This window comes from Aestuariirhabdus haliotis (genome assembly GCF_023509475.1).
Taxonomy (GTDB): domain Bacteria; phylum Pseudomonadota; class Gammaproteobacteria; order Pseudomonadales; family Aestuariirhabdaceae; genus Aestuariirhabdus; species Aestuariirhabdus haliotis.
In genome coordinates this window covers 24835-49476 of record NZ_JAKSDZ010000018.1, presented here as the reverse complement: position 1 = coordinate 49476, position 24642 = coordinate 24835, and the positions used below count along the sequence as shown (strand labels likewise).

General features: G+C 51.0%; 24 protein-coding genes. 18 read left to right on the top strand and 6 right to left on the bottom strand.

The window, feature by feature from the left end; genetic code table 11:
• Positions 1 to 49: 49 nt before the first annotated feature.
• The gene (locus MIB40_RS11735) at positions 50 to 454 is read right to left on the bottom strand and encodes a hypothetical protein (RefSeq protein WP_249694321.1); all 405 of its coding nucleotides are present in this window, start codon (positions 452 to 454) and stop codon (positions 50 to 52) included.
• 36 nt (positions 455 to 490) lie between these two features.
• Positions 491 to 1564 carry a GIY-YIG nuclease family protein gene (locus MIB40_RS11730; RefSeq protein ID WP_249694319.1) on the bottom strand — a complete coding sequence of 358 codons (1074 nt, stop codon included), beginning with the start codon at positions 1562 to 1564 and terminating at the stop codon, positions 491 to 493.
• A gap of 365 nt (positions 1565 to 1929) precedes the next feature.
• Here MIB40_RS11730 and MIB40_RS11725 point away from each other — a divergent pair, with 365 nt between their 5' ends.
• A complete protein-coding gene (locus MIB40_RS11725; RefSeq protein WP_249694317.1) occupies positions 1930 to 2163 on the top strand; it encodes a DUF2789 domain-containing protein in 234 nt (77 codons plus the stop codon).
• A gap of 25 nt (positions 2164 to 2188) precedes the next feature.
• On the opposite strand, the gene MIB40_RS11720 is transcribed toward MIB40_RS11725, so the two are convergent.
• Positions 2189 to 3169 carry a polyprenyl synthetase family protein gene (locus MIB40_RS11720; RefSeq protein WP_249694315.1) on the bottom strand — a complete coding sequence of 327 codons (981 nt, stop codon included), beginning with the start codon at positions 3167 to 3169 and terminating at the stop codon, positions 2189 to 2191.
• 346 nt (positions 3170 to 3515) lie between these two features.
• Here MIB40_RS11720 and rplU point away from each other — a divergent pair, with 346 nt between their 5' ends.
• From rplU to proB, 4 genes are all read left to right on the top strand, one after another.
• Positions 3516 to 3830 carry a 50S ribosomal protein L21 gene (gene rplU, locus MIB40_RS11715; RefSeq protein ID WP_249694313.1) on the top strand — a complete coding sequence of 105 codons (315 nt, stop codon included), beginning with the start codon at positions 3516 to 3518 and terminating at the stop codon, positions 3828 to 3830.
• 20 nt (positions 3831 to 3850) lie between these two features.
• Positions 3851 to 4108: a 50S ribosomal protein L27 gene (gene rpmA / locus MIB40_RS11710; RefSeq protein WP_249694311.1), complete on the top strand. Its 258-nt coding sequence runs from the start codon at positions 3851 to 3853 to the stop codon at positions 4106 to 4108.
• A 121-nt stretch (positions 4109 to 4229) separates the two neighbouring features.
• Positions 4230 to 5438: an Obg family GTPase CgtA gene (gene cgtA, locus MIB40_RS11705; protein WP_249694309.1), complete on the top strand. Its 1209-nt coding sequence runs from the start codon at positions 4230 to 4232 to the stop codon at positions 5436 to 5438.
• Positions 5439 to 5461: 23 nt separating this feature from the next.
• Positions 5462 to 6583: a glutamate 5-kinase gene (gene proB / locus MIB40_RS11700; protein ID WP_406566464.1), complete on the top strand. Its 1122-nt coding sequence runs from the start codon at positions 5462 to 5464 to the stop codon at positions 6581 to 6583.
• A 96-nt stretch (positions 6584 to 6679) separates the two neighbouring features.
• Here proB and rpsT read toward each other — a convergent pair whose 3' ends face one another.
• The gene (gene rpsT, locus MIB40_RS11695) at positions 6680 to 6949 is read right to left on the bottom strand and encodes a 30S ribosomal protein S20 (RefSeq protein ID WP_249694290.1); all 270 of its coding nucleotides are present in this window, start codon (positions 6947 to 6949) and stop codon (positions 6680 to 6682) included.
• A 221-nt stretch (positions 6950 to 7170) separates the two neighbouring features.
• Here rpsT and murJ point away from each other — a divergent pair, with 221 nt between their 5' ends.
• The 6 genes from murJ to ispH all read left to right on the top strand — a co-directional run bounded on the left by murJ (position 7171) and on the right by ispH (position 14638).
• The gene (gene murJ / locus MIB40_RS11690) at positions 7171 to 8724 is read left to right on the top strand and encodes a murein biosynthesis integral membrane protein MurJ (RefSeq protein WP_319941658.1); all 1554 of its coding nucleotides are present in this window, start codon (positions 7171 to 7173) and stop codon (positions 8722 to 8724) included.
• A gap of 171 nt (positions 8725 to 8895) precedes the next feature.
• Entirely contained in the window at positions 8896 to 9828 is a 933-nt protein-coding gene (ribF, locus tag MIB40_RS11685) for a bifunctional riboflavin kinase/FAD synthetase (RefSeq protein ID WP_249694288.1), read from the top strand.
• A 19-nt stretch (positions 9829 to 9847) separates the two neighbouring features.
• Positions 9848 to 12676, top strand: a complete 2829-nt coding sequence (gene ileS / locus MIB40_RS11680) for an isoleucine--tRNA ligase (RefSeq protein WP_249694286.1) — start codon at positions 9848 to 9850, stop codon at positions 12674 to 12676.
• A 48-nt stretch (positions 12677 to 12724) separates the two neighbouring features.
• Positions 12725 to 13204 carry a signal peptidase II gene (lspA, locus tag MIB40_RS11675; RefSeq protein ID WP_249694284.1) on the top strand — a complete coding sequence of 160 codons (480 nt, stop codon included), beginning with the start codon at positions 12725 to 12727 and terminating at the stop codon, positions 13202 to 13204.
• 27 nt (positions 13205 to 13231) lie between these two features.
• Positions 13232 to 13675 (top strand): FKBP-type peptidyl-prolyl cis-trans isomerase, encoded by a 444-nt coding sequence (locus tag MIB40_RS11670; RefSeq protein WP_249694282.1) that lies wholly within the window; start codon positions 13232 to 13234, stop codon positions 13673 to 13675.
• Between the two features lie 15 nt (positions 13676 to 13690).
• On the top strand, positions 13691 to 14638 hold the full coding sequence (ispH, locus tag MIB40_RS11665) for a 4-hydroxy-3-methylbut-2-enyl diphosphate reductase (protein WP_319941657.1): 948 nt from the start codon (positions 13691 to 13693) through the stop codon (positions 14636 to 14638).
• Between the two features lie 16 nt (positions 14639 to 14654).
• Here ispH and MIB40_RS11660 read toward each other — a convergent pair whose 3' ends face one another.
• Positions 14655 to 15212: a GspH/FimT family pseudopilin gene (locus tag MIB40_RS11660; protein WP_249694271.1), complete on the bottom strand. Its 558-nt coding sequence runs from the start codon at positions 15210 to 15212 to the stop codon at positions 14655 to 14657.
• Between the two features lie 327 nt (positions 15213 to 15539).
• On the opposite strand from MIB40_RS11660, the gene pilV reads away from it, so the two are divergent.
• From pilV to MIB40_RS11625, 6 genes are all read left to right on the top strand, one after another.
• The gene (gene pilV / locus MIB40_RS11655) at positions 15540 to 16136 is read left to right on the top strand and encodes a type IV pilus modification protein PilV (protein ID WP_249694269.1); all 597 of its coding nucleotides are present in this window, start codon (positions 15540 to 15542) and stop codon (positions 16134 to 16136) included.
• Positions 16133 to 17230: a PilW family protein gene (locus MIB40_RS11650; RefSeq protein WP_249694267.1), complete on the top strand. Its 1098-nt coding sequence runs from the start codon at positions 16133 to 16135 to the stop codon at positions 17228 to 17230. The genes pilV and MIB40_RS11650 overlap by 4 nt, the downstream gene beginning before the upstream one ends.
• A gap of 2 nt (positions 17231 to 17232) precedes the next feature.
• Complete coding sequence (locus MIB40_RS11645) at positions 17233 to 17859, top strand: pilus assembly PilX family protein (RefSeq protein ID WP_249694265.1); 627 nt, start codon at positions 17233 to 17235, stop codon at positions 17857 to 17859.
• Positions 17860 to 17978: 119 nt separating this feature from the next.
• Complete coding sequence (locus MIB40_RS11640) at positions 17979 to 22028, top strand: pilus assembly protein (protein WP_249694263.1); 4050 nt, start codon at positions 17979 to 17981, stop codon at positions 22026 to 22028.
• A gap of 20 nt (positions 22029 to 22048) precedes the next feature.
• Complete coding sequence (locus MIB40_RS11635; protein ID WP_249694261.1) at positions 22049 to 22366, top strand: hypothetical protein; 318 nt, start codon at positions 22049 to 22051, stop codon at positions 22364 to 22366.
• On the top strand, positions 22360 to 22848 hold the full coding sequence (locus tag MIB40_RS11625; protein WP_319941656.1) for a type IV pilin protein: 489 nt from the start codon (positions 22360 to 22362) through the stop codon (positions 22846 to 22848). The genes MIB40_RS11635 and MIB40_RS11625 overlap by 7 nt, the downstream gene beginning before the upstream one ends.
• A gap of 45 nt (positions 22849 to 22893) precedes the next feature.
• Here the strand turns inward: MIB40_RS11625 and MIB40_RS11620 are convergent, their stop codons facing one another.
• The gene (locus MIB40_RS11620; RefSeq protein ID WP_249694259.1) at positions 22894 to 23445 is read right to left on the bottom strand and encodes a GspH/FimT family pseudopilin; all 552 of its coding nucleotides are present in this window, start codon (positions 23443 to 23445) and stop codon (positions 22894 to 22896) included.
• 75 nt (positions 23446 to 23520) lie between these two features.
• Between MIB40_RS11620 and thiO the strand changes: the two genes are divergently transcribed.
• Complete coding sequence (gene thiO / locus MIB40_RS11615; protein ID WP_249694257.1) at positions 23521 to 24606, top strand: glycine oxidase ThiO; 1086 nt, start codon at positions 23521 to 23523, stop codon at positions 24604 to 24606.
• The last annotated feature ends 36 nt before the right edge of the window (positions 24607 to 24642 follow it).

Sequence of the window (24642 nt, the reverse complement as noted above, 5' to 3'; positions counted from 1 at the left end):
TATCTAACCTGAAAGTGCTGGTGTCGCGCTGAAAGTAGCCGGCGGTTTGTCAGGGGCGGAAGGTGCCCTTGTCGAACAGGTCAAACAGGTCATCGCCGCTCATATCATTGATGTCCGCAGGTTCTGGCTTGGGTTTTCGTTCCGGTTTGGCGGCAGCTGCTTCCGGTGGGTGGCTCGGTTTACCAGGTTTTGGTTTTTTTTGCGCAGCACGATTAGAGCTGGCCTTATTAAGCTCGGCGTTAGCGGCAGGCTTTTTCTGGCCAGTAGTTTTCACCGATGACTTCTTCGCCGGCTTATCCTGTTGTTCCAGATGTTGCTCATACACTGATTTCTGCCGGGGCTTGTCGCGACGGCTTTGCTTCTTGATATTTTTTGACTCTATAGCCTTGCGCGTCGTTTTGCTGATCTTGCGCATCTCTTCAGAAATCGATTTGGTTTTCTTGCGTCGAGTCATGACTCTGTGCCCTGTGGGGTAATAGTCATAGCTTAATCAGGCCGCGTTGCTCAGTCGAGCCATCTTTTGCTGTGCCAGTTGCTCCAGGGCATCAATGCGCTCAATTTGCTGGTGTGAAAACTGCTTCTGTTGCTGTTGGCACCGCTGGGCAAGTTGTTGTCGTTGTCGTGCGATGGCTTCGTTAAGTTGCTGGGCATGCTCGTCGATAGCGGACTCTTCATCCGTTTCAGTGACTGCTTCGCTGCTGGTCGTAAGCTGTGCTTCTGCTTCAGTCGTCTCTTCAGTCTGGGCGATGGGTGTTTCTTTAAGCTGTTGCAACACGCTTAGGGCATCGGCCAGAACCTGCTCGCGATCCTTGACGGCGCTGATGTCAGGCTCAGCTGCGGGTGGAATCTGGGCCGTTTGATGAGCGTTGATAGCATCATCGTCGGCTGCCGTTTGCTGTCCAGAGCCGGTTTCTGAGACGGGTGTTTGTGGCTCAGGCGCTGGCAATTCTATAGTCTCGCTGCTGCCGGGCGTCGAGGCATCAGGCGACGAGCTAGGAACTTGCGCACGAGAGGATCGGCTGCGAGACAGCGGATCTACGACGGTTTGTTCGGGCCGACGGTTGCCAATACCGGCGATGGCATCCTCAATGCTACTGCGCTTACGGTCGAATCGTACGACGGACTCGCCCCCGGCATTGACGTGGCGCAGGGTGCCGGTGTCTTTGGGTTTGCTAATCGGCGCCGGTTTGTTGTCTGAACTATTGGTTGTAGCGGGTTTTGCGTTGCTCGTGACTGCTTTTCGAGTGATTGGCTTGCGGCGCACCGGTTTGGTCACAGGCGCTTTGGTTGCGATGGCAGTTTTATAACCGCGCAACGATTCGCCACCCAGGGTGGTCAGTGCCTCGCGTTCCAGGGTTGCCAGTTCGTGTCGGTCATCGGTGTAGTCCCACTCCTCTACCTGGAAGTTGTCAGCCCCGTGCAGGCGAATTTCCTTATATAAGGGGAAGTCCAGGCCTTCTTCGGCGGCCGCAACTATTTTATCCCACTGCAAAGTGAGATCGTTACGGGTGGTACCAATATAGAGCTTTCCAGTGGAACGGTTGGAAACGGTAAATACGATCACTTATAACCCCTGTCACGGATTATCCGGAAGGATCCGGCGGCGAAAAAGGGCGCAATTATACCGATCGTTTTTTCCCTGAACAGTCTTGACAGTACGCTTATTGGAGAAAAAATTTGGCGGCCAAAACAGTCGATAGATTTGCTCGAAAAAACCAAGTTTGAACTAGAATGTGCAATAGTGGTTTATACCTACAGGTCGGTGTTGAGGTTGTTTTACAATCTTTTTACAGAAGTATCCCGAGATTGGTTGTCTTAATGAATGGTTGATCGCTTCAGAGGTTGGATTGATTGTCGGTGATGTACTTTGTTGGAGTTTTGTATCACCGAACAGATCAGGCCCCGTTTAACGAATTGTGAGGATCGCGAATGGACAGGTCAGAGCATAGCCTTTACACCTTATTTGAGCAGCTGGGTTTGGCTGGCACGGATCAGGAGATCGATGACTTTGTTGAGCAGTTTGGTCCTGTTGATGCCAAGATGGCCTTGGCCGACGCGCCATTCTGGACCGAAGCTCAGGCCCAGTTTTTGCGTGAGGCTATTGAAAGTGATGGGGATTGGGCCGAGCTCGTCGATGAGCTCGATACCCTGATGAGGAAATAGCGGGAAGCATCTGCTCGGGAAGTCGTTAGAAGCTGCGTGCGACGGAGAATTCCGCCAGGGATTCCATTGCGGTACGCGCCTCACTCGCTGGAAGTGCAGCAAGGGATTGAATAGCATCGTCCGCGTATCGTTGGGCCAATTTAGCGGTATAGGTTAAGGCGCCGCTGTCGCGCACGGCTTCAGATATCGCATCAATGTGATCGAGGCCACCCTTTTGAATGGCTTCACGAACCAGTACCGACTGTGCAGGGGTACCTTCTCGCATGGTATAGATCAGGGGCAGGGTTGGCTTGCCTTCCGCCAGGTCGTCACCCACGTTTTTACCCATCTCCTGAGCATCCCCCTGATAATCGAGCAGGTCATCGATCAGCTGGAAGGCAATACCCAGTTTGTCGCCATACTGTTGCAGGGCGCTTTGATGGGTTTTATCGACGCCGCTAAGCACGGCGGCGGCGTGTGTTGAGGCTTCGAACAGCATGGCAGTTTTGGCTCGAATGACATCCATATAGGTGGCTTCGCTGGTGCTGGCATCGCGAACCTTCATCAGTTGAAGGACTTCCCCCTGGGCGATCACGGTGGTGGCATTGGACAGTATGCGCATCACTTCCAGATCGCTGATATCCACCATCATTTCAAAGGCGCGGGAGTAAAGGAAATCACCGACCAGCACGCTTGGGGCATTACCCCATTTGGCGTTGGCCGTGTCCCGGCCCCGGCGCAGGTCCGAGGTATCAACCACATCATCATGCAGCAAAGTGGCGGTGTGCAGGAACTCAATGACGGCTGCCAGAGCGATGCGGGATTCGCCCTCAAAACCGCAGGCGCGGGCGCTCAGTAATACCAGCAAGGGCCGAAGCCTTTTGCCGCCGGCGTTAACGATATAGTTACCGATGGTTTGCACCAGGGGAACATCGGAGCTGAGTTGATGGTGGATGTGTTGGTCCACGGCGGCAAAATCATCGCTGACAACCGCTTGAATCCGGGCAATTGGGCTGCTGTTGGCCATTGGTGCGGGGCTACTTAATGAGTGCAAGATGGGCTCGCATCCTATGGGGTGCTCTCGAGAGTGTCAAGAAGTCACGGATTTCGGGCGTTGTAAGGGTTGTTTGAGGGCTTGGTATGCCGTAGAATCCTCGCCCCCTGATTTTGAAAATCCTGGGGCGCTGTTCCACTTGTTACCCGACTTTACGGTTGTGGATTGGGAATGGTAGCCCGCATGCACGGGTTTGAGCGGTTAAATACCCACCTAAGTGCAGGAGTTTCGGGAAAATTCTGGCCGGCTTGCCGGTTGGATGCCTTTAACAACAAGGCTCGCCTGTATCAGGCTAATCTTGGATTTTCGGAGAAAACATATGTACGCAGTTATTGTAAGCGGTGGTAAGCAGTACCGTGTCGCAGAAGGCGATAAGGTAAAGCTGGAGAAGCTGGAAGTTGCCACCGGTGACAACATTGAGTTTGATCGTGTGCTGCTGGTTGCAGCTGGTGATGACGTAAAGATCGGTGCACCTGTCGTTGAGGGTGCCAAGGTGACCGCTGAGGTGGTAAACCATGGCCGCGCCAAGAAGGTAACGATTGTTAAGTTTAACCGTCGTAAGCATCACCGTAAGCAGATGGGCCATCGTCAGTGGTTCACTGAAGTCAAAATCACTGGTATCAACGCCGGTTAAACGAACGAAGGAGTAATCTAATGGCTCACAAAAAAGCGGGTGGTAGTACACGTAACGGTCGCGATTCAGAAAGCAAACGCCTTGGTGTCAAGCGCTATGGTGGACAGCAGGTCGTAGCCGGTAACATCCTGGTTCGTCAGCGCGGTACACGTTTTCACGCCGGTGAAAACGTAGGTATTGGTAAAGATCACACCCTGTTTGCCAAGTCAGACGGCAAGGTTGTGTTCGAGGTTAAAGGTCCTGCCAAGCGCAAGTACGTTCGTATCGACGCCGCTTAATCGGCTGCCTGGTACGGCAAAAGCCCCGTCAGGTACGGGGCTTTTTTGTGTCTGCCGCCTGAGCGGCAACTGATATACTCTGAGATCGCAATGGCGATTTTTTCTGTTATGGAGTCTCTACATGAAATTTGTTGATGAAGCCCTGGTGCACGTAGCGGCTGGTGACGGGGGGAATGGCTGTCTCAGCTTCCGGCGTGAGAAATACGTTGCCAAAGGTGGCCCCGATGGGGGGGATGGCGGTGATGGCGGTTGTGTGTATATGGTTGCCGACCATGCGATTAATACTCTGGTCGATTATCGTTTTCAGCGGAAATACCGTGCCGAGCGTGGCCAGAATGGCATGAGCCGTCAGTGCACGGGTAAGAAGGGTGAGGACGTTTATCTGAAGGTGCCGGTAGGCACGACAGTGATCGATGAGGCAACCACCGAGGTGATCGGGGATCTGACCGAAGAGGGGCAGGTCTTGCTGGTGGCCCAGGGTGGCTTTCATGGTTTGGGTAATACTCGATTCAAATCCAGTACTAACCGTGCTCCTCGGCAGACGACCCACGGCACTTCCGGCGAGTTAAGAGATCTCAAGCTGGAGTTGAAGGTGATCGCCGATGTCGGCTTGCTGGGTTTGCCTAATGCGGGCAAGTCTACCTTTATTCGTGCGGTGTCAGCGGCCAAACCTAAAGTGGCTGATTACCCCTTTACCACATTGGTGCCCAATTTGGGGGTGGTCAGCGTACAAAAGCACCGCAGTTTTGTGGTTGCAGATATCCCCGGTTTGATCGAGGGGGCGTCTCAGGGGGCTGGTTTGGGGGTGCGATTCCTGAAGCATCTGGCCCGCTGTCGCATTCTGCTGCATCTGGTGGATGTGGCGCCGATTGACGGCAGTGATCCGGTAGAGGCTGCACAATCGATTATTCGCGAGCTGGAGCAGTTCAGTCCGGCGCTGGCGGCGCGGGAGCGCTGGCTGGTGCTGAATAAGGTGGATCTGCTGCCAGACGAAGAGCGTGAACAGGTATGCAGCGATATTATTTCCGGTTTGGGCTGGGAAGGGGAGGTGCGTCAGATCTCCGCAATTGGAGGCTTGGGTACCAATGAATTGTGCCAGCAGCTGCTGACCCGGATTGAAGAACGCAACGCACGGGAGCTTGAAGATGAAGCCAGTGCAGAGCAGGAGCGAGAGTTTAAGGCGCAGATGGAGGCTGAGGCGCGTGAGCAGATGCGCCTGCTGTCTGAAGAGAAGAAGCGTCGACGTGAGGCGCGCAAGCTGGGGTTGGTGGATGACGATGATGATGACGGCGATGATGATCATGATGTCGATGTTGTGTATCAGCCTTAAGGTTAGAAATCGGAGTGCCAATCGTGCGGCGTAATAAAATTCCTGGCTTTCGTCGCTGGGTGGTGAAAATTGGTAGTGCCCTGTTAACCGATGACGGCAAGGGGTTGGATGTTGAGGCTATCGGAGGTTGGGTGGATCAGATGGCCCGCCTGCGGGCTGAGGGTATCGAGTTGATGTTGGTATCCTCTGGCTCCGTTGCGGCGGGTATGACCCGTTTGGGGTGGTCGGAGCGCCCAAACTCCATGCATGAGCTGCAGGCGGCGGCCGCTGTTGGTCAGATGGGTTTGGTGCAAACCTATGAGAGTCACTTTAATCGCCATGGTATGGCGACGGCGCAGGTCTTGTTAACCCATGCGGACCTTTCCAATCGCCAGCGTTATCTGAATGCGCGAAGTACTCTGACCACGTTGCTGAAGCTGGGTGTGGTACCGGTTATTAATGAAAACGATACGGTAGTCACCGATGAAATTCGTTTCGGTGATAATGACACCCTGGGTGCGCTGGTGGCTAATCTGGTGGATGCGGACCTGTTGGTGATCCTGACCGATCAGAAAGGTCTGTTTACGGCTAATCCATCTGTAGATCCGGAGGCGGAGTTGATCGCCGAGTCGGCAGCGGATAATCCGGAATTACCCGCCATGGCGGCGGGTGGTATGGGTCGTCTGGGCCGTGGCGGTATGATTACCAAGGTGAAGGCGGCGGCATTGGCGGCGCGTTCTGGCGCTCATACGATTATCGTTGGTGGGCGAGAGCCGGATGTGCTGACTCGTTTGCTGGCCCAGGAATCGCTCGGAACCTTGCTGTGGCCGCAGCAGGAGCGCTTGGTAGCGCGTAAGCAGTGGTTGGCAGGTCATTTAAAAACCTGTGGCGTCCTGCGTCTGGATGCAGGGGCTGTGAGAGTGTTGCGTGAGTCGGGTAAAAGCTTGCTGGCGGTTGGGGTGACAGGGGTTGAAGGTCGCTTCCTTCGTGGCGAAATGGTCAGTTGTGTCGGTGTGGATGGGCGGGAGGTCGCTCGTGGTCTGGTCAATTACAGTGCCGAAGAAGCATCGCAAATTCTGGGTAAGCCATCCCGTGAGATCGAGTCCATTTTGGGGTACGTGGGTGATCCGGAATTGGTGAACCGGGACAATCTGGTGTTGGTCTAGCGCTGTGGTGAGTCAGATATCTTTCGTGTGACTTGCCGAGCGATATTTCAGGCATAAAAAAACCGGCAGATGCCGGTTTTTTTATATCGTCAGGGCTTACGCCTGAGCCAGTGCCTTTACTTTTGTGTTCAGGCGGCTTTTGTGACGAGCGGCTTTATTCTTGTGAATAATGCCTTTGTCAGCCATACGGTCGATAACGGGAACGGCAGCAGCGTAAGCGGCTTGAGCCTGTTCCTTATCGTTAGCTTCTACGGCTGAGAGAACTTTCTTGATAGTAGTACGTACGTAAGAGCGCAAGCTGGCGTTATGCTGACGACGGTTCTCAGCTTGGCGCGCACGTTTTTTAGCAGAGGGGGAGTTTGCCACCGTCTTGCTCCTTGAAATTAGGGTCGATGAATTTAAGACGCGCAACTATGCCGACTTGGTCGACCATTGTCAACAGTCGTCAGGGTAAAGTTTCGCGATGTTCGCCACTGGCAGGATTGTCAGCGGCGAGTGTGAATCTGGCGCTATAATAGCGCGAACTGTAATATCCGCAAGTAATCTGTTTCGGCGCGAAGCCGTCACCGTTAAGGGATCATTGAGTAGTGGCAGAAAGCGAAGCAAAAGCCGAAGGGGGATTGTTGCGATCCAGCGCCGTGGTGGGTGTGATGACCATGTTGTCGCGCGTTCTGGGTCTGGTGCGTGATGTGGTTATTGCCAACTACTTTGGTTCCAAGGCCGAGGCTGACGCCTTCTTCGTAGCGTTCAAAATCCCTAACTTTCTGCGTCGATTGTTTGCCGAAGGGGCTTTTGCCCAGGCCTTTGTTCCGGTCTTGAGCGAATACCGCAGTCAGCAGGGGCGGCCGCAGGTGAAAGAGTTGGTTGATGCCGTGGCCGGCAGTCTTGGCGGGGTATTGCTGACCATTACCGGTATAGGTGTGGTTGCTGCGCCTTTGCTTATCATGCTGTTCGCTCCGGGTTTTCATGATCTTCCGGAAAAGCTGAATTTGGCCGGGGAGATGCTACGCATTACTTTTCCCTATCTGTTGTTGATCTCTCTGACCGCATTTTGTGGTTCTATTCTGAACAGCTATGGGCGCTTTGCCGTGCCTGCATTTACCCCGGTCCTGCTTAATTTGAGCCTGATTGCGGCGACCCTGTTTTTTTCCTCAATGTTCGATCAGCCTGTTATGGCTCTGGCCTGGGGGGTGTTCGCCGCCGGCGTGGCTCAGCTGTTGTTTCAGTTGCCCTTTTTGTGGCGTTTGGGGCTTCTGCCCAGACCGCGTTTACGTCCACAGCATGAGGGTGTGAGGCGCATTATGACGTTAATGCTGCCGGCTCTGTTTGGGGTTTCGGTGAGTCAGATTAATCTCTTGCTGGATACCGTACTGGCCTCCTTTTTACAAACGGGTTCGATCTCCTGGCTCTACTACTCCGATCGTCTGTCGGAGTTGCCGCTTGGGGTGTTTGGTATCGCTATCGGCACCGTAATATTGCCCAGCCTTTCCCGCCGGCAAGCTGAAAACCAGCCGCAGGCGTTTTCCAAAACCCTCGATTGGGCGTTGCGTTTGGTGCTGTTGATCGGGTTGCCATCAGCGGTTGCTTTGTTTGTACTGGCAGAGCCACTAATCGCCACTATTTTCCATTATGGTGCCATGCAGGATCGGGATGTGCTGATGGCTTCGATGAGCCTGCGGGCTTACGCCAGTGGCTTGCTGGCCTTTATGATGATCAAGGTGTTGGCGCCCGGTTACTTTGCTCGACAGGACACCAAAACGCCGGTCAAAATTGCCATCAAGGCGATGGTGGCCAATATGGTGTTGAATCTTATTCTTGTATGGCCCTTGCAGCATGCGGGGTTGGCTCTGGCGACTTCGCTTTCGGCGTTTCTCAGTTCGGCGTTGCTGTTCCTCGGGCTGAGACGAGCAGGCGTGTTTGAGCTACAGCCGGGTTGGCATTTATATGGGGTTCGGCTATTGGTAGCGAATCTGGCAATGGTTGCGGTGCTGCTGTATCTGGTGGCGGATGTGCAATCCTGGTTGTCCTGGGGGTGGTGGCAACGATCTGTCGAGATGGCTCTGCTGGTGGCAGCCGGATTGCTGACCTATGGAGGGGTTTTGTTGTTGTCCGGAATGCGGCCCAGGCAATTCCGCTATTAGTGCCAGCCTTGTTTTGGTGCTTAATGCCACCTTTAGCGCCAGACAGGGCCTTACCCTAGTGTTCTCCCAAGCCCCACTACTATATAATTTCCGCCTTTGTCGCTCTCTGGTGAGTCTGGGCTAATTATCCCTGCTTTACCCTCTATATATGGAGACCCCTGGTTTAATTCTATGCAGTTGATCCGCGGATTACAGAATCTGGGCCGGCTTGTGCCGGGCTGCGTAGCGACCATCGGTAACTTTGACGGCGTGCATCGCGGCCATCAGGATATTCTGACTCAACTCCACGAGAAGTCGGAGCAGTTGCAGCTCCCCTCGGCTGTCGTGTTATTTGAACCCCAGCCCCGGGAGTTTTTTGCCCCGGATCAGGCTCCGGCGCGGCTGAGCAGCTTGCGCGAAAAACTGGCCCTGTTAACCCATCACGGTGTTGATAGAGTGGTCTGCCTCTGTTTTAACCAGCGTCTCCGTTCATTGTCGGCGGATCAGTTTATCGATCAGGTACTGGTGCAGGGTATGGGGGTGCGCTATCTGGTGGTGGGGGATGATTTTCGCTTTGGATGTGACCGCAGTGGTGATTTTCATCGTTTGCAAAGAGCCGGGTTGGAGCAGGGGTTTGCAGTAACCCATACCCGCACCATTTTGGACGAAGGCGAGCGCGTTAGCAGCACTCGCGTTCGTGCGGCGCTGGCCGAAAATCGATTGGACGAAGCTGAGCGCTTGTTGGGGGCTCCCTATGCCATTCGCGGTCGCATTGCCCACGGTCAGAAACTTGGCCGTGAACTGGGCGTGCCCACCGCCAATGTGCAATTGAAGCGTCTGCAGGCACCGTTGCGAGGAGTGTTCGCGGTAAGGGCCCGGGTTGCGGGTAAAGCCTACAACGGCGTGGCTAACATTGGCATGCGGCCTACGGTCGACGGCCGTAAAGCGTTACTCGAAGTGCACTTGCTGGACTTCGACGGCGACCTTTACGGTCAGGAGTTGGTCACAGAATTTGTGTGCCAGCTGCGTGATGAAAAAAAGTTTGAGTCTCTCGATGCGTTAACGTCGGCGATCCATCAGGATATCGATAACGCACGAAAGTTCTTTGTTTCCACAGATCAATAACTGAATAGATACCAAGCCCATGACTGAATATAAGTCCACACTGAATCTGCCCAAAACCAGCTTTCCGATGAAAGCCAATCTGGCTCAACGCGAGCCCCAGATGCTAAAGCAATGGTACGACATGGGCCTGTACGAAAAGATTCGTGAAGTGAGCCGTGGTCGTGATAAGCAGTTTATCCTGCACGACGGTCCTCCTTACGCCAACGGCAATATTCATATCGGCCATGCCGTTAACAAGATTCTCAAGGACATCATCGTCAAGTCACGCACGGTGGCAGGGTTCGATGCACCCTATGTACCCGGTTGGGACTGTCATGGTTTGCCTATCGAACACCAGGTCGAGAAGAAAATTGGCAAGGCCGGTAACAAGGTTTCTTACGCGGATTTTCGTCAGAAATGCCGTGAGTATGCCGCCAAGCAGGTAAATGGCCAGCGAGAGGATTTCAAGCGCCTGGGGGTTCTGGGTGATTGGGATAACCCTTATCTCACCATGAACTTCGAGACTGAAGCCAACATCATTCGAGCGCTGGGTAAGATCGCCGAGAATGGCCACCTGACCAAGGGCTACAAGCCGGTTTACTGGAGTGTGGTGGGCGCATCGGCTCTGGCTGAAGCAGAGGTCGAGTACCAGGACAAGGTCTCAACCCAGCTGGATGTGCGTTATGCACCCGTTGATGAGCAGGATTTTCTATCGGCCTTCGAGCCGCTGGAAGGCGGCGGCGAAGGGCCTGTTTCAGTGGTTATCTGGACCACGACTCCCTGGACCCTGCCTGCCAGTCAGGCGGTTTCCCTGAGTGCCGATCTGAGTTATGTGCTGGTTGAGCTGGATGCCGGCCAGGGAACTGAGCGCCTGATGTTGGCCGAACCGATGGTCGAAGATGTGATGCAACGCTATGGCATCGAGTCCTGGAAACTGGTGGCTCGAGCTTCTGGTAAAGCGCTGGAACTGAAGCCGTTGCATCATCCGTTCTATGAGCGACAGTTGCCGATCATTCTCGGTGATCATGTGACCACGGATGCGGGTACAGGTGCGGTTCACACCGCCCCGGATCATGGTGTGGAAGACTTCGTGGTCGGTCGCGCCTACCAGATCGGCACCCTGAATCTGGTCGATGATAATGGTGTCTTTATCGATGCCGCAGGTGAGTTTGCGGGTCAGCACGTATATAAAATCGATCCCGCAATGGTTGAGGTGTTGCAACGTAACGGGCGTCTGGTTCGTGAGGATAAGCTGGAGCACAGCTATCCCCATTGCTGGCGCACCAAGACTCCCCTGATCTATCGGGCCACGCCGCAGTGGTTTGTCAGTATGACGGTGAATAATCTCAAGCATGACGCTCTGGAAGCGGTTAAGGGCGTTCAGTGGTTCCCCGGCTGGGGGCAGGCTCGCATTGAATCCATGCTGGAAGCGAGTCCGGACTGGTGTATCTCGCGCCAGCGTACCTGGGGGGTGCCGATTGCCCTGTTTGTGAACAAACAAACCCAGGAGCTGCACCCGCGCACTGCTGAGCTGATTGAGCAGGTTGCCTTGAAAGTTGAGCAGAAGGGTATCGATGCCTGGTTTGAACTCGAGAGCGCGGAGCTATTGGGTGATGAGGCCGATCAGTATGAAAAAGTTACCGATACGCTGGATGTCTGGTTCGATTCCGGGGTGACCCATTATTCTGTGCTGGATCGTCGTGATGATCTGCGTGCCCCAGCGGATATCTACCTGGAAGGGTCGGATCAGCACCGTGGCTGGTTCCAGTCGTCGCTGAAGACGTCGATCGCTATTCGCGGTACCGCCCCTTACAAGCAGGTATTAACCCACGGATTTACCGTCGATCAGGATGGGCGCAAGATGTCCAAGTCGATCGGTAACGTGGTGGCACCTCAGGATGTGATGAATAAGTACGGCGCCGATGTGTTACGTCTATGGGTCGCTTCGACCGATTTCAGTTCAGAAATGGCGGTTTCGGATGAGATCCTTAAGCGCACCGCCGATGCTTATCGCCGCATTCGTAATACCGCGCGTTTTCTGTTGGGTAGTTTGCACGACTTTGATCCGAGTGAGCATCAGGTGGCGCCGGAGCAGATGATCGCGTTGGATCGTTGGGTGGTTGACCGTGCGTTGCAGCTGCAGGCAGAGATCGAACAACATTATGAGCAGTACAACTTTGTCAGTCTGTGCCAGAAAATCAGCAGCTTTTGCTCTCAGGATCTGGGCGGCTTTTATCTGGATATTCTTAAGGATCGCCTGTATACCACGCAGCCATCCAGCGTGGTGTATCGCAGCGCCCAGACGGCTATCTACCATGTGGTCGAAGCTTTGGTGCGTTGGATTGCCCCGATTCTGAGCTTTACTGCCGAAGAAATTTGGCAGGCGCTGCCGGGTGATCGCAACGAATCGGTTCTGCTTAATGTCTGGTATGACGGACTATCACCTTTATCTGACAGCGAAAAGCTGGGTCGCGACTATTGGTCGCAGGTTATGGTACTCAAAACAGCGGTCAATAAAGAGCTGGAAAATGCCCGTAACCAGAAGCAGATTGGTGGTTCGTTGGAAGCAGAATTAACACTCTATTGTGATGAGAGTTTGCAATCGTTGTTGGCTGAACTGGACGAAGAGTTACGCTTTGTATTAATTACTTCCAAGGCGCAGGTAGCACCTCTGGCAAAGGCGGGTGACGATGCCGTGGATACCGATTTGGAAGGCCTTAAACTTCAGGTGAAGGCATCTGAGCATCAGAAGTGCGTGCGCTGTTGGCACCGCCTGGAAGAGGTTGGCCAGAACGATGCTCATCCAGAGCTGTGTCCGCGCTGCGTGACTAATGTTGATGGTGAGGGTGAGCAACGTCGTTTTGCTTAACGGACTGATGGTAATAGATAAGGGCAGTCTCTGGTGCAGAAGTTAGGTATGTTGCGTTGGTTGTGGTTGACGGTGCTGGTAGTGGTGCTGGACCAATTGAGTAAACACTATGTTGTCGGTGCGTTTGAGCTTTATGAGCGTGTGTCCGTGCTGCCAATGTTTGATTTTACCCTGGCCTATAACACCGGCGCCGCATTTAGCTTTCTCAGCGATGCGTCGGGCTGGCAGCGTTGGTTTTTCGCTGCCATTGCCCTGGGGGTTAGCCTGATGTTGGTGTTCTGGTTAAAGTCTCTCAAGCAAAATGAGCGCTGGCTGGCGATCGCTCTGGCGCTGGTATTGGGAGGGGCATTGGGGAATCTGTATGATCGTGTAGTGCTTGGGCATGTGGTCGATTTTATTCTGGTGTATTACCAGAATAGTTATTTTCCTGCGTTCAATATTGCCGATAGCGCGATTACTCTGGGTGCATTTATGCTGATTCTCGATGCCATTCGCAATCGGGACTCGGCTAAAGAAACTGAAAACTGACAGGCACCTGGTTGCCGGGAAAGGAAAATGAGTCATTACTCCGTTGGCCCCGATATGGCCGTCACCCTGAATTTTTCTCTGAAGCTCGAAGATGGTGTCGAAGTAGACTCCACCTTTGATAAGGCTCCTGCTACTTTGACCATTGGTGATGGCAATTTGCCTGAGGGCTTTGAGAGCCTGATTCAGGGGTTGGTGCCTGGCGCCCGCGAGCAGTTTACTGTGGCTCCTGAGCAAGGCTTTGGTATACATAATAAGGCGAACGTGCAGCGTATGCCACGTACCCAGTTTGGTACTGATATTGAGTTATCTGAAGGGGTTATGCTGTCCTTTGCGGATCAGGGTGGCTCTGAGCTGCCGGGTGTGGTCACCTGGTTGAGTGAAACGGTGGTTGAGGTCGATTTTAATCACCCATTGGCCGGTCGAACCCTGCTGTTTGATGTGGAAATTATTGACGTTCAGCCAGCTGTATAAGTTGTAGGAGTGCTTGTGAAAATCAAACTTGCCAATCCAAGAGGCTTTTGCGCTGGCGTTGATCGTGCCATTGAAATTGTTAATCGCGCCCTGGACCTGTTTGAGCCGCCTATCTATGTGCGACACGAAGTCGTGCACAATAAGTTTGTCGTCGAGAACCTCAAGCAGCGCGGCGCGGTCTTTGTCGATGAGCTGGATGAAGTACCTGATGACTCCATCGTCATCTTCAGTGCGCATGGTGTTTCCCGTGCCGTTCAGGACGAGGCGGATGCGAGGGGTCTCAAGGTATTTGATGCCACCTGCCCTCTCGTGACCAAGGTGCATCTGCAGGTGGCTCGTCACAGTAACGAAGAGATGGAATGCGTGTTGATCGGTCACCAGGGTCACCCGGAAGTTGAAGGCACCATGGGGCGCTACGAGCAAAAGAAAGGTCGCGGCATCTACTTGGTGGAAGATGCAGAAGATGTTCTACGTCTGCAAGTGCAGGATCCGGAACACCTGACCTATGTCACTCAGACGACGTTGTCTATGGACGATACTGCCCGCGTTATCGATGCGCTTAAGGAGCGCTTTCCCGCTATCCAGGGGCCGCGCAAGGACGATATTTGTTATGCCACTCAAAATAGGCAGGATGCGGTCAAACAGTTAGCTACCGAATGTGAATTGTTACTGGTAGTTGGTTCACCCAATAGCTCCAACTCCAATCGTCTGCGTGAGTTGGCCGAGCGTATGGGTACGACGGCCTATCTGATTGATAATGCTGAGGAGATCGAATACTCCTGGCTGGAGGACTGTGGGACCGTGGGTGTTACTGCGGGTGCCTCTGCTCCCGACGTGCTGGTGAATCAGGTCATCCAGCGTTTACAGGCGTTAGGTGGCGGCAAAGTTGAAGAGCTGCAGGGGCGCGAAGAGAATATAGTTTTCTCGATGCCTAAGGAGCTTAGGAGTATTTCTCCTCATTAGTTTCAAAAAATAGTAGCTAAGGGTTGCAGCTGGCAGGGTTGTCGGTTATCTGTGCGCGACCGATACTATTTATAGTGATTGCTCTGCCACTATCAGTGCCTCGACCATCACAGACAGCAAACACGACATTGTTTATGCCAGCAGTCTCAAGTAGGCGTCCGTCACGCCTAAAACTGACCCAATTATTAGCGTTATTGTCAGCGCTTAAAGTCACTCCTTCGGCTTGTCTTACTACTGTGCGTAGCATTGTGTCTGTTGCGGCAGCAAAGGCGCTGTTTCCTGTGGGTGTTGCATCTACATAGATCTGCCAGCCGCCCTCCCAGGCTTTGTTAGCACTGCCTGGCGTCCTGCCCATAGTTATTACGGCATTGCGACTAACTGCTTCACTGCGAGCGTATTGAATGTTCCGAACGATTTCTTTCGAGGTTGCTTTAATTTGTTGATCGGCAATAAAGGTGGTATACGAGGGGGCGGCGAGGGTTACTAAAATAGCCAGTACCGTTATCGTGACCATCACCTCAACAAGATTAAAACCCCGCTGTTGTGCCTTGAATTGAATGTTACTGCTGTTCATTTTGGGCTCACCTGTGTGCACTTTTTTCAATTTCCGAGTATATCGATATTATCTATAAAGGATAGAGTCTGCCGATGCGTGGATAAAATGGCGGGATAACTAGTATATCGGTTGGATCTTGAATAATCAGTTAAAAGCATTGGTGTGCGTCGCCTAAAGGGGATAAATGGTGATGTTTGTCACTGGGAGTGTGTGAGCCATTTCACGTAAAAGCGGGCGTATGACCGCTTATTCTGGGTGTAAGCCCATTCATCGTTTCTGACTTCAAATTGTTATGCCCCAGCTTATACTGCTAGCAATCAAAGGTAGGCGGAAACCGGAATCAGGATGAAAACAACTATCAGTCAATATGATATGCCGTCAGGAAGGGGGGGCAACTCAATGTTGCAGTCCCAGCGAGGTGTGGGCCTGCTCGAAGTATTGATCGCGCTGGTGGTAATCAGTATCGGTCTGCTCGGAATGGCTGGCTTGCAGGCGCGAGCGGTCAAGGCTGAGAGGGACTCGTTCAATCAGACTATGGCAATGGTATACGCTGATTATATTATGGAACGAGTGAGAGCTAATGCAGAAGACCCTATGACGTCGACTTTTCCCTATGAGGATGGAGATGCTGTTATACCCAATAATCCGAATACTAACTGTGATCTTTTAGCGTCCAATTGTACGGTCGCTCAGCGTGCAACCCAGGATATCTATGAGTGGCAACAACAGGTAGCGCTAAATTTGCCCAATGCCAACGCGGTGATATGCAGAGATACAGATCCATTTGATGGTACAGCCAGTGTAAGTGCCGCAGGTGTGACGACGCTGGATGCTCAATGTGATGGTGTGGGTCCAAACTATGCGGTTAAAATTTTCTGGATAAATAACTATACGACTGGTGCTGCGGATAAAAGTCGCCTGGTTATGGAGTTTGTACCATGAAGGCATTCAATATCATGAATCGTGGTGTGCGTGGGTATTCGTTGGTAGAACTCTTGATCGCTATGGCATTGGGGTTGTTTCTTATACTTGGTGTCGCTCAGATTTTTATTGGCACCAGCAATTCCAGTCGTGGTCAAACGGCTTTGGCTGAAGTTCATGAATCGGCACGCTATGCTCTTCATTTCTTGCGCCAAGATCTGGAAATTGCCGGTGATAAAGGCTGTATTATGGGTAACGTTGGTTTGGTGAATAAGCTAAACGATGCCAATAATACGGCCACAAATTTCTGGTGGAACTTTAGTGAGGAAGTGAATAACTGGGTTCTGATGCGAGGCATTGAAGGTTTTGAATATGACGCGGGAACTAATGATTGGGATAGAACCCCCGATGCTCGTATTACCGATCGGCTAGCCAATAGCGATATTTTAGTGGTCCGCGGTGCAACGGGTATAGCCATTCCGGTTAAAGGTTCGGCGGGTGTAAATGGAAACTTGGATCTTCATGACAATATCCACACACTAGAAAAAGACGATATCGTTGTTGCTACCTACGACTGTTTGAATTCGGCTATTTGGCAGATCACTAATGACCCTGCTGGTGGTACAAGCGTTGAATACAATGCTTGCACAGCGACTGCTAACACCCCCTGTAATAATTCACTCAATACTCAGATGGAACTTGATCCTGCTCCCTCTAACGATATCTATCCTGAGCTGCGCAAGCTGTCTACCAGAGTCTATTACGTTCGGGAAAATGGTAGTAATGTGCCTTCGTTATACCGTGTGACAAACACCGATAGTGCACCGCAAGAGCTGGTCGAAGGGGTTGAACGGTTAAATATTACTTATGGCGTCAATAGTAATAACAATGAGTGGGAAACGGTTAAGGAATATTTAGCCGCCGACGAGATAGAAGCAAACGGTGGCGACTGGGGGCAGGTAACCAGTGCCCGTATCGAAATGCTCGTAAGAAGCACTATGCCTAATTCAGCGTCAGGTCGGCAAAATCTGCGCTTTGATGGCCAGAATGTACCTTTCAATGATGGCTTTTTGCGCAGCACGTTTGAATTGACCGTGAATTTAAGGGGGCGATAGTGATGCAATGTACTCAAGGGTATACAACCTCACTTGTTTTAAAGCGACAGCGAGGCAGTGTCTTGATTGTCAGCTTGCTGTTGCTCTTAGCGATAACCATTTTGGCGGTCAGTGGCATTCAGGATTCTGTCTTGCAGGAGAAAATGGTGAGAAACCAGCGCTTGGCAGCAGAGAGTTTTCAGGCTGCTGAATGGGGGGTGCGCCAGGGCGAACTCTTTATCTGGAATATCAACCCTGATCAACCTCCACAAGCGTATGACAATAAGCAAACGGGTGTCACAGTATGGCGCTTGAATGCTGATGATATTGCCACTAAGTCCAGTGATAACCTAACGCAAACCGCTGGTTGGTGGTTTGATCCTGCACAAGGAGGCGTGGACTCCTGGTGGACGACTAAGGCAGAAGATCCGACTGCTTCATACGGTTCGGTTTTTTACACTCCCCGTTATGTAATCGAACAACAGGTTTGTAACGACATCAGTGGCAGTGGTGGTTTGGGCTCCGGACAATCCAAACAGTGGCGATGCCTCTATCGGATAACGGGCAATAGTATGACAGTGGACGCGGATGCCTATGGGCCCTCGGCTAAGGTGCAATCCACCTTTGTTAAAAATTACGCAACCAATTGATCCAGGTATTGAGTGATTTGGTTTGATCAAAGCGCACCAATGTTAAGAGTGCGGTAACGAGATTTACACAACAGGAAGGGCGTTGCCTTTCCAGAGTCCGTCGAGGCGGAGGATATATTATGAAAACTGCAGTGATTCGTATTAAAAAAACGTTGGTTATGGCTACCACCAGCGCCATCGTTGCCATGGCCGGAAATACACAAGCGGATTTAAGTATAGCCCCCACGCCGCTGTTTCTGGGTGTGTCACCGGACCCTAATGTGTTGTTTGTGGTCGATGATTCGGGCTCTATGGACTGGAGTGTGACCACGACGGCTCACTTCCTGCAGTGCGCATATTATGCAACAAGTAACAGCGATAATGGTCACTCGACAAGGCGTCGGAATCCCTACGTGGGACAGTATTATCGGGGAACCAGCTGTTCGAACGTTACTAGTTATCATTACAGCTTTAACAACAAGTTGAATAAGTATAATAATCGAGCCTGTAATTCTAATACCACATCCGGTGATACCAAGAGCGTAACTCAAGGATATTGTACGGGGGAGTCTAGTGACAATTATAGCCCTACTGACAAAAATCATGACTGGCGCCCATTGAGCTCAGATCTTAACGCAACCTACTTTGATCCAGGTCGTAAATACCTGCCTTGGCACGGTAAAGCTAATATGGAAATCACCAAGGCTAAAGTGGATGGAGATTCCACTCTGACATCGAATAATGGCACGCGTGATTTGACAGGATTGAGCTGGGCCGTGTGGATAGATGATAAGGGTTGGAACGAAAACGCTTCTGATTGGCCTGGACATGATATTGCGACTATGGGAGCTAACGGTTGGGTTGATGTGTGGGATAATTATGTTCGTTATAAAATATATAAGGATGGTAGCATTTGGAAAGTAGAGCGAACTCCCTACACCTACAATATTAGTGGTACAGGCCCCTATTCGGCTTCCAAGGGCACAGTTACCCAGTTGGTGGAAGGCGATGATATCTCAGGTAATGATGATCTGGCTGGTGCACGTCGTGAAGATGGCACTCTGGATATGGAGCTTTTAAAAACCAATGTTGCCAACTGGTTTACTTATCATCGAAAGCGTCAGCATGTGAGCAAATACGCCGTAGGGGATGTGATTATCAAACAGCCGGATTTGCGTTATGGTTTTCACACCATTAATAATCGATTAACTATTGATCTACCGACTGCTGATTATAAAGATGATAATAGTAGCTATGTTAAACACAACGACAATATCATTGAATCTTATTTTGAGTTTCGGCAGGGCCAATACGGTACGCCGTTAAAATCGGCGTTGTCTCGAGCAGGGCGTTACTATGAAGGCAAAAAATTTAACAATAATGGCAAGTATGATATTAGCGAGGGTATGGGGTCGACAGAGAAAACAGACCGAATTACTAGCTCTTGTCAGGCGAACTATACACTGTTGTTTACCGATGGCTTTTACAGTGAAGAGAACACTAAGTATGGAGATCATGATGGCGACGGTTCATCAGATACCCTGGCCGATATCGCGCGTTACTTCTATATCACGGATTTGCGCCCGGATTTGGACGACAACGTAGGACCAGTTTCCGCGGATCCGGCTGACTGGCAGCATATGAACACCTTTACCGTTGCCTTTGGGGTGAGTGGTTTGTTGCAAGATACCGATAGCCCTGAAGACGGCATTGCTAATGATCCAGTATCAGGAAAGAACCTTACAGTGGACTCTAAGGCTTGGGGTGCTAAAGATATTGATCAAGATAGCAATAATGATCCGAGGAAAATAGACGATCTTTGGCACGCGGCGGTTAATAGCTACAGCCAATTTATTTCGGCCAAAAATCCTCAAGAATTGATCGACGGTATCAACAGAGCTTTATCGGAAATTGTAGACCGCACCGGCTCGGCTGCAGCCGTTGCCGCCAGTACCGGCTCTTTGAATACCGATACCCATGTTTATCAGGCCAAGTTTGATTCAAAACGCTGGAGTGGCTCTTTGGTCTCTTTGCCATTTTCCGATGGTACTCATACCAATACCGAGGGACACCCTTGTTCTGGGAAAGATCCGGTAACCAAAAAACCCCTCTATCCACGCGGTACTCTGTGCCCCAGCGAATGGGATGCGGCTACAGTATTGGCGGGACAAAATTTCTCCAGCGGTCGGGCCATTATTACCAATGTGCCCTCAACTAATCCTGCACAAGGGCATGCTTTTAAATGGAGTAATTTGAACGCTACGCAACAAGCATCGCTGCAAAATGCCATGCCAAGTGGAGCGGATGGTGCGGCTTATGGTGAAGCTATAGTCAATTACCTCAGAGGTGATAGAAGTAACGAGGATGGCAAGGCGGGAACCTATAAATTCCGCCTGCGAAGCACTCCCCTGGGTGATATTGTTCATTCCTCGCCACAATATGTACAAGCGCCAATAAATTCGTACCCTAATGCTGTTGCTAGCAAAGACTATAGTAGCTTCCGTGCAGCCAATCTCGATCGTCAGGCGGTTGTTTATGCGGGTGCCAATGACGGCATGATGCACGCTTTTAATGCCGATACCGGCGAAGAGTTAATGGCATTTATTCCTAATGGAGCCTATAACAAACTGGGTAAGTTGGCAGAGACGGACTATTCCCATGAGTATCTGGTTGACGGTTCGCCGACGGTTGTTGATGTGTATTTTAATTCGAAAAATTCGTGGAAGACCGTATTGGCTGCCGGTATGGGGGGGGGAGGTCGTTCAGTTTTTGCACTAGATGTTACTGACCCCACAAAGTTCAGTGAGGCCAATGCCGATAGCCTCTTCTTATGGGAATATTCTAACGATGATTTAGGGTATACCTACAGCGACCCCCAACTTGTTAAGCTTAATAATGGTCAGTGGGGAGCGGTTTTCGGAAATGGTTATAATTCCGATAACCAGAAAGCCATGCTGTTTATTATTAATATCGAGACAGGTGTAAAAATTGCAATCATTGATACCAGCAATGATGGTGATACCAACAGTTCGCCTAATGGATTATCTACACCCAATGTGGTAGATGTTGATGGGGATTCTGTTGCGGATTATGTCTACGCTGGCGACCTTCAGGGCAATATGTGGAAGTTCGATCTGACCGATAAAGATGAGAAAAAGTGGAAAGTCGCGATCACAGAAGGCGGTAAAAAAGCCCCCCTCTTCCAAGCCATAAATGAAAAAGATGAACCACGACCCATTATGGCGCAGCCTGTGGTTAATACGCATCCTTTAGGTCGACAATTTGGTTATATGGTGTATTTCGGCACGGGTAAATATATTGGTAGAGAGGATGCTATAGGAGGAAGCTCACAACCCCTTGAGGATTTTTACGGGATTGCTGACCGCAAGGCGTCGGGCAGTTTCGTGCATGAAAAAATCGAAAAATCAGAGTTGCTGCAACAGTTTCTCGTTGAAGAGGCCAAGAACGATTTTTACAGCGTCACCGTTAAGCGAGATAGCAGTAATAAGGTGATTGAAACGCCAGGAAAAGATTCTGATGGTAATGACGTAGTCTTCGTTGATGTCTACAACAAAGATACGAAAGGCTATGACAGAAAGTCAAAAACGGAACTTGTTCAGGAGGGAGTGCTGTACGAAGAGTGGTATCGCCACAGCACACAGAAACAGATCAATTTTTATGCGACAAACGGGTTGGCTCAGGATAAGGGTTGGTTTATGACTCTCTGTGCGATACCTGATTTGGGACCGGGCGGCGATGCCAACTGTTTTAAAAGTACAACTAAAGATGCGGAGCTAAAGTCGAGCTATAACAATCAGTCAGAGAAACAGACAGTAAGAGCCTCCTTTTTTGACGGTGTGATCACCTTCAATACCGCGATTCCATCATCCGATGAGTGCAGTGGCGGCGGCGATGGCTGGATTATGAAAGTGAATGCCACGAATGGCGCTCAATTGAATCAGTCCCCTTATGATTTTAACCGTGATGGCCTATTTGATAGCAAAGACTTGATTGGGTTGAATGCAGCCTCTGGAGCCAAAATTGATGGAATTCCAACATCCTCGACGCGTATCGGTGAGCATGAATTGACAGTAAGCTCCGATGCACAAGAAGGGATTGATGTGAAAAAAACCAATGTAACATCCACCCCGTTGGGTCGGTATAAATGGCGCCGGTTACTGGAAGAGTAAGGGTGAGTAGGAGAAAGGTAATGAATAAACAAGTATTGGTATTTGTAACGACTTTATTGTTCCCTGTTCTGGTGCAGGCGCAGGGTTACTTCTTCGGGCATGTTTATATTGATGAAGAGCTTCCCCAGCTGTTCGTAAAAGATCAGCGAGAGGGGATGGAGCGTATTAAGGTTAGTTTGGACAAGGTAACAATCTACGATCGAGATAATCAGCAGATTGAGGTTGGAAAATTACACAGTGGCGACGCTATCAGTTACAAGTATGACAGTTATACCCAGCAGCTTGAGCTCTGGGTAGACTTTGTTTCAGATGAGAGGGTTGGGGGTGGTTTGTGGTAGTAAAACAACAAGGCTTTAGTTTGATAGAGCTGATGATAGTGGTAGGGATAATTGCAATTATCGCAGCTGTTGCTATCCCGTCATATCAAAATAGTGTTCTCAAAAGTCATCGAGCTGAGGCTAAGGCGGCGTTAACTGATATCGCATCGGTTCAGGAACGAATTTTTACCGAGAACCGTACTTATGTAAATAATGCGGGACGGGTACGTTTTGACTTGGACGCCAGTTTTGATACTGAAAATGGCTATTATCGAATTACTATTGCTAATACTAATTGTACGGTTTCTGTTACGGATGCGTTTGTTGATTATGATGGCGATGGTACCGATGATTCTGATAATCTTCTAACCTGTTTTACGGCGACTGCTACCGCGCGGGGATCACAGGCTGATGATTTGGAATGTGCTTCTTTTAGTATTACTGAGGATGGAACGAGAACGGCTTTAGACTCTTCAGGAAATAACTCTCCTAATTGTTGGTAAGCATGTAGAATGCTTTATTCTTGCCCTGCCTCTGTCGGGTTGTCGCTAACAGCCAAAGTCTTGATTTAATCGATCGTTAGATAGGCCTCGCTCAGGCTGTGAAATTCTTACACGACCTGAGCGAGATATCACCAGCTTACGGTAGCTATTGGTTTTGGTTTGATCCTGAGGGCAATAGCGTAAGCTGCCATTGGTGGCCCTGGTAAATCCTTCCCTATTAAATTGCAAATAGGGTTGTAATGAACTCCAGCGAAGGTTTGCCTCCCCTGGCTTTAGCTCCAGCTGCCGTTCTAATATCTCGTCATTGTCGACTTGTTCATTGTGGTTAGGGTCAGTGAAAACAATCAATGGGTCAGACCACTCCTTACTGCAGCTGATCTGGTCGGCGCTGGGACATAGTGTCACGGTTGTACCCTCAAATACGGCCAGCTGACGTGCACTTTTAATTATCAAGCGCAGCTGGCTTACGGTGGTTTTCATGCGTTGATCCGCTATTACGCCGGCAAGCGTCGGGTAGGAGAGGCTCGCCACGACCGCCATAATTGTGCAGACGCCGAGTATTTCTATCAGGCTGGCACCTCGACATTTTGATTTCATGATAACCTCCCTGTTTCTGTTTCCTGCTCGCATCCTTGCGGACAGGGTGAATGCTTTTTAAGCAGGAGTCTGGCAGTGAGCGATACATTGATCATTGGCGCCGGCGTGATCGGTTTGATGTTGGCCAGGGCTTTGGCGATCAAGGGACAACGAGTGACCTTGCTGGACCGACAAAGCTTCGGACGAGCATCAAGCTGGGCGGGCGGTGGTATCGTTTCGCCGCTTTATCCCTGGCGCTATCAGGATGCTGTCACGCAACTGGCTAGCTGGTCTCAGGGGCAGTACCCAAAGCTCAGTCGGGAGCTACGTGAACAAACAGGAGTCGATCCAGAGTTCGATCAGCAAGGCCTGCTTCTGCTGGATATTAATGATGAATCAGAAGCTCTTAGCTGGTCTGCACGATATGAGCGAGAACTGACTCGGGTTGATAGTCAACGGTTGTGTGAGCTGGAGCCGCAGCTGCAAGGCAGTAATCGTAACGGACTCTGGATGCCCGAGGTTGGCAGTATTCGTAACCCCCGTTTGTTACAGGCACTGATACGTTGGGTTCGACAGTCATCACGAGTGACTAGTCTGGAAAACAGCGGAGAGATCCGCCTTAGGGTGCACAAGGGAAAAATTGAAGGTGTTGGCTCTGCGAACTACGGGAAACTCAGTGCTGGTAAGGTAGTCGTTGCCGCAGGTGCCTGGAGCGGGCCGATTCTGAATTCTGTGGGAGTAGATCTGCCCGTCGTGCCGGTGCGTGGCCAGATGCTGCTGTATAAAGCTCAACCGGGTTTGATCAAACGAATAACTTTAGTCGGTAACCGCTATGTTATCCCACGCCGAGATGGCCGAATTCTTGTAGGAAGTAGCCTCGAATATGAGGGTTATAATGCCTACCCAACGATAGAACAACGCTACAGTCTTGAGCGTACTGCACAAGAAATTATTCCAGCGTTAGCGGATTATCCGGTTGAGAAACACTGGGCGGGGCTTAGGCCAGGATCGTCACAGGGAGTTCCTTTTATTGGAGAGGTTACAAACACAAAGGGGCTCTACGTGAGCGCCGGACATTTTCGAAATGGCTTGGTATTGGCGCCTGCGTCTACTCATCTTCTGGCTTGCCAGATAACCGGAGAGCGTTGTGACCTTGATCCGATGCCCTATTGTGTGCCGTGACAGGGGGTCAGTGAGCGCTCGGTTGAAGTGCAAGGT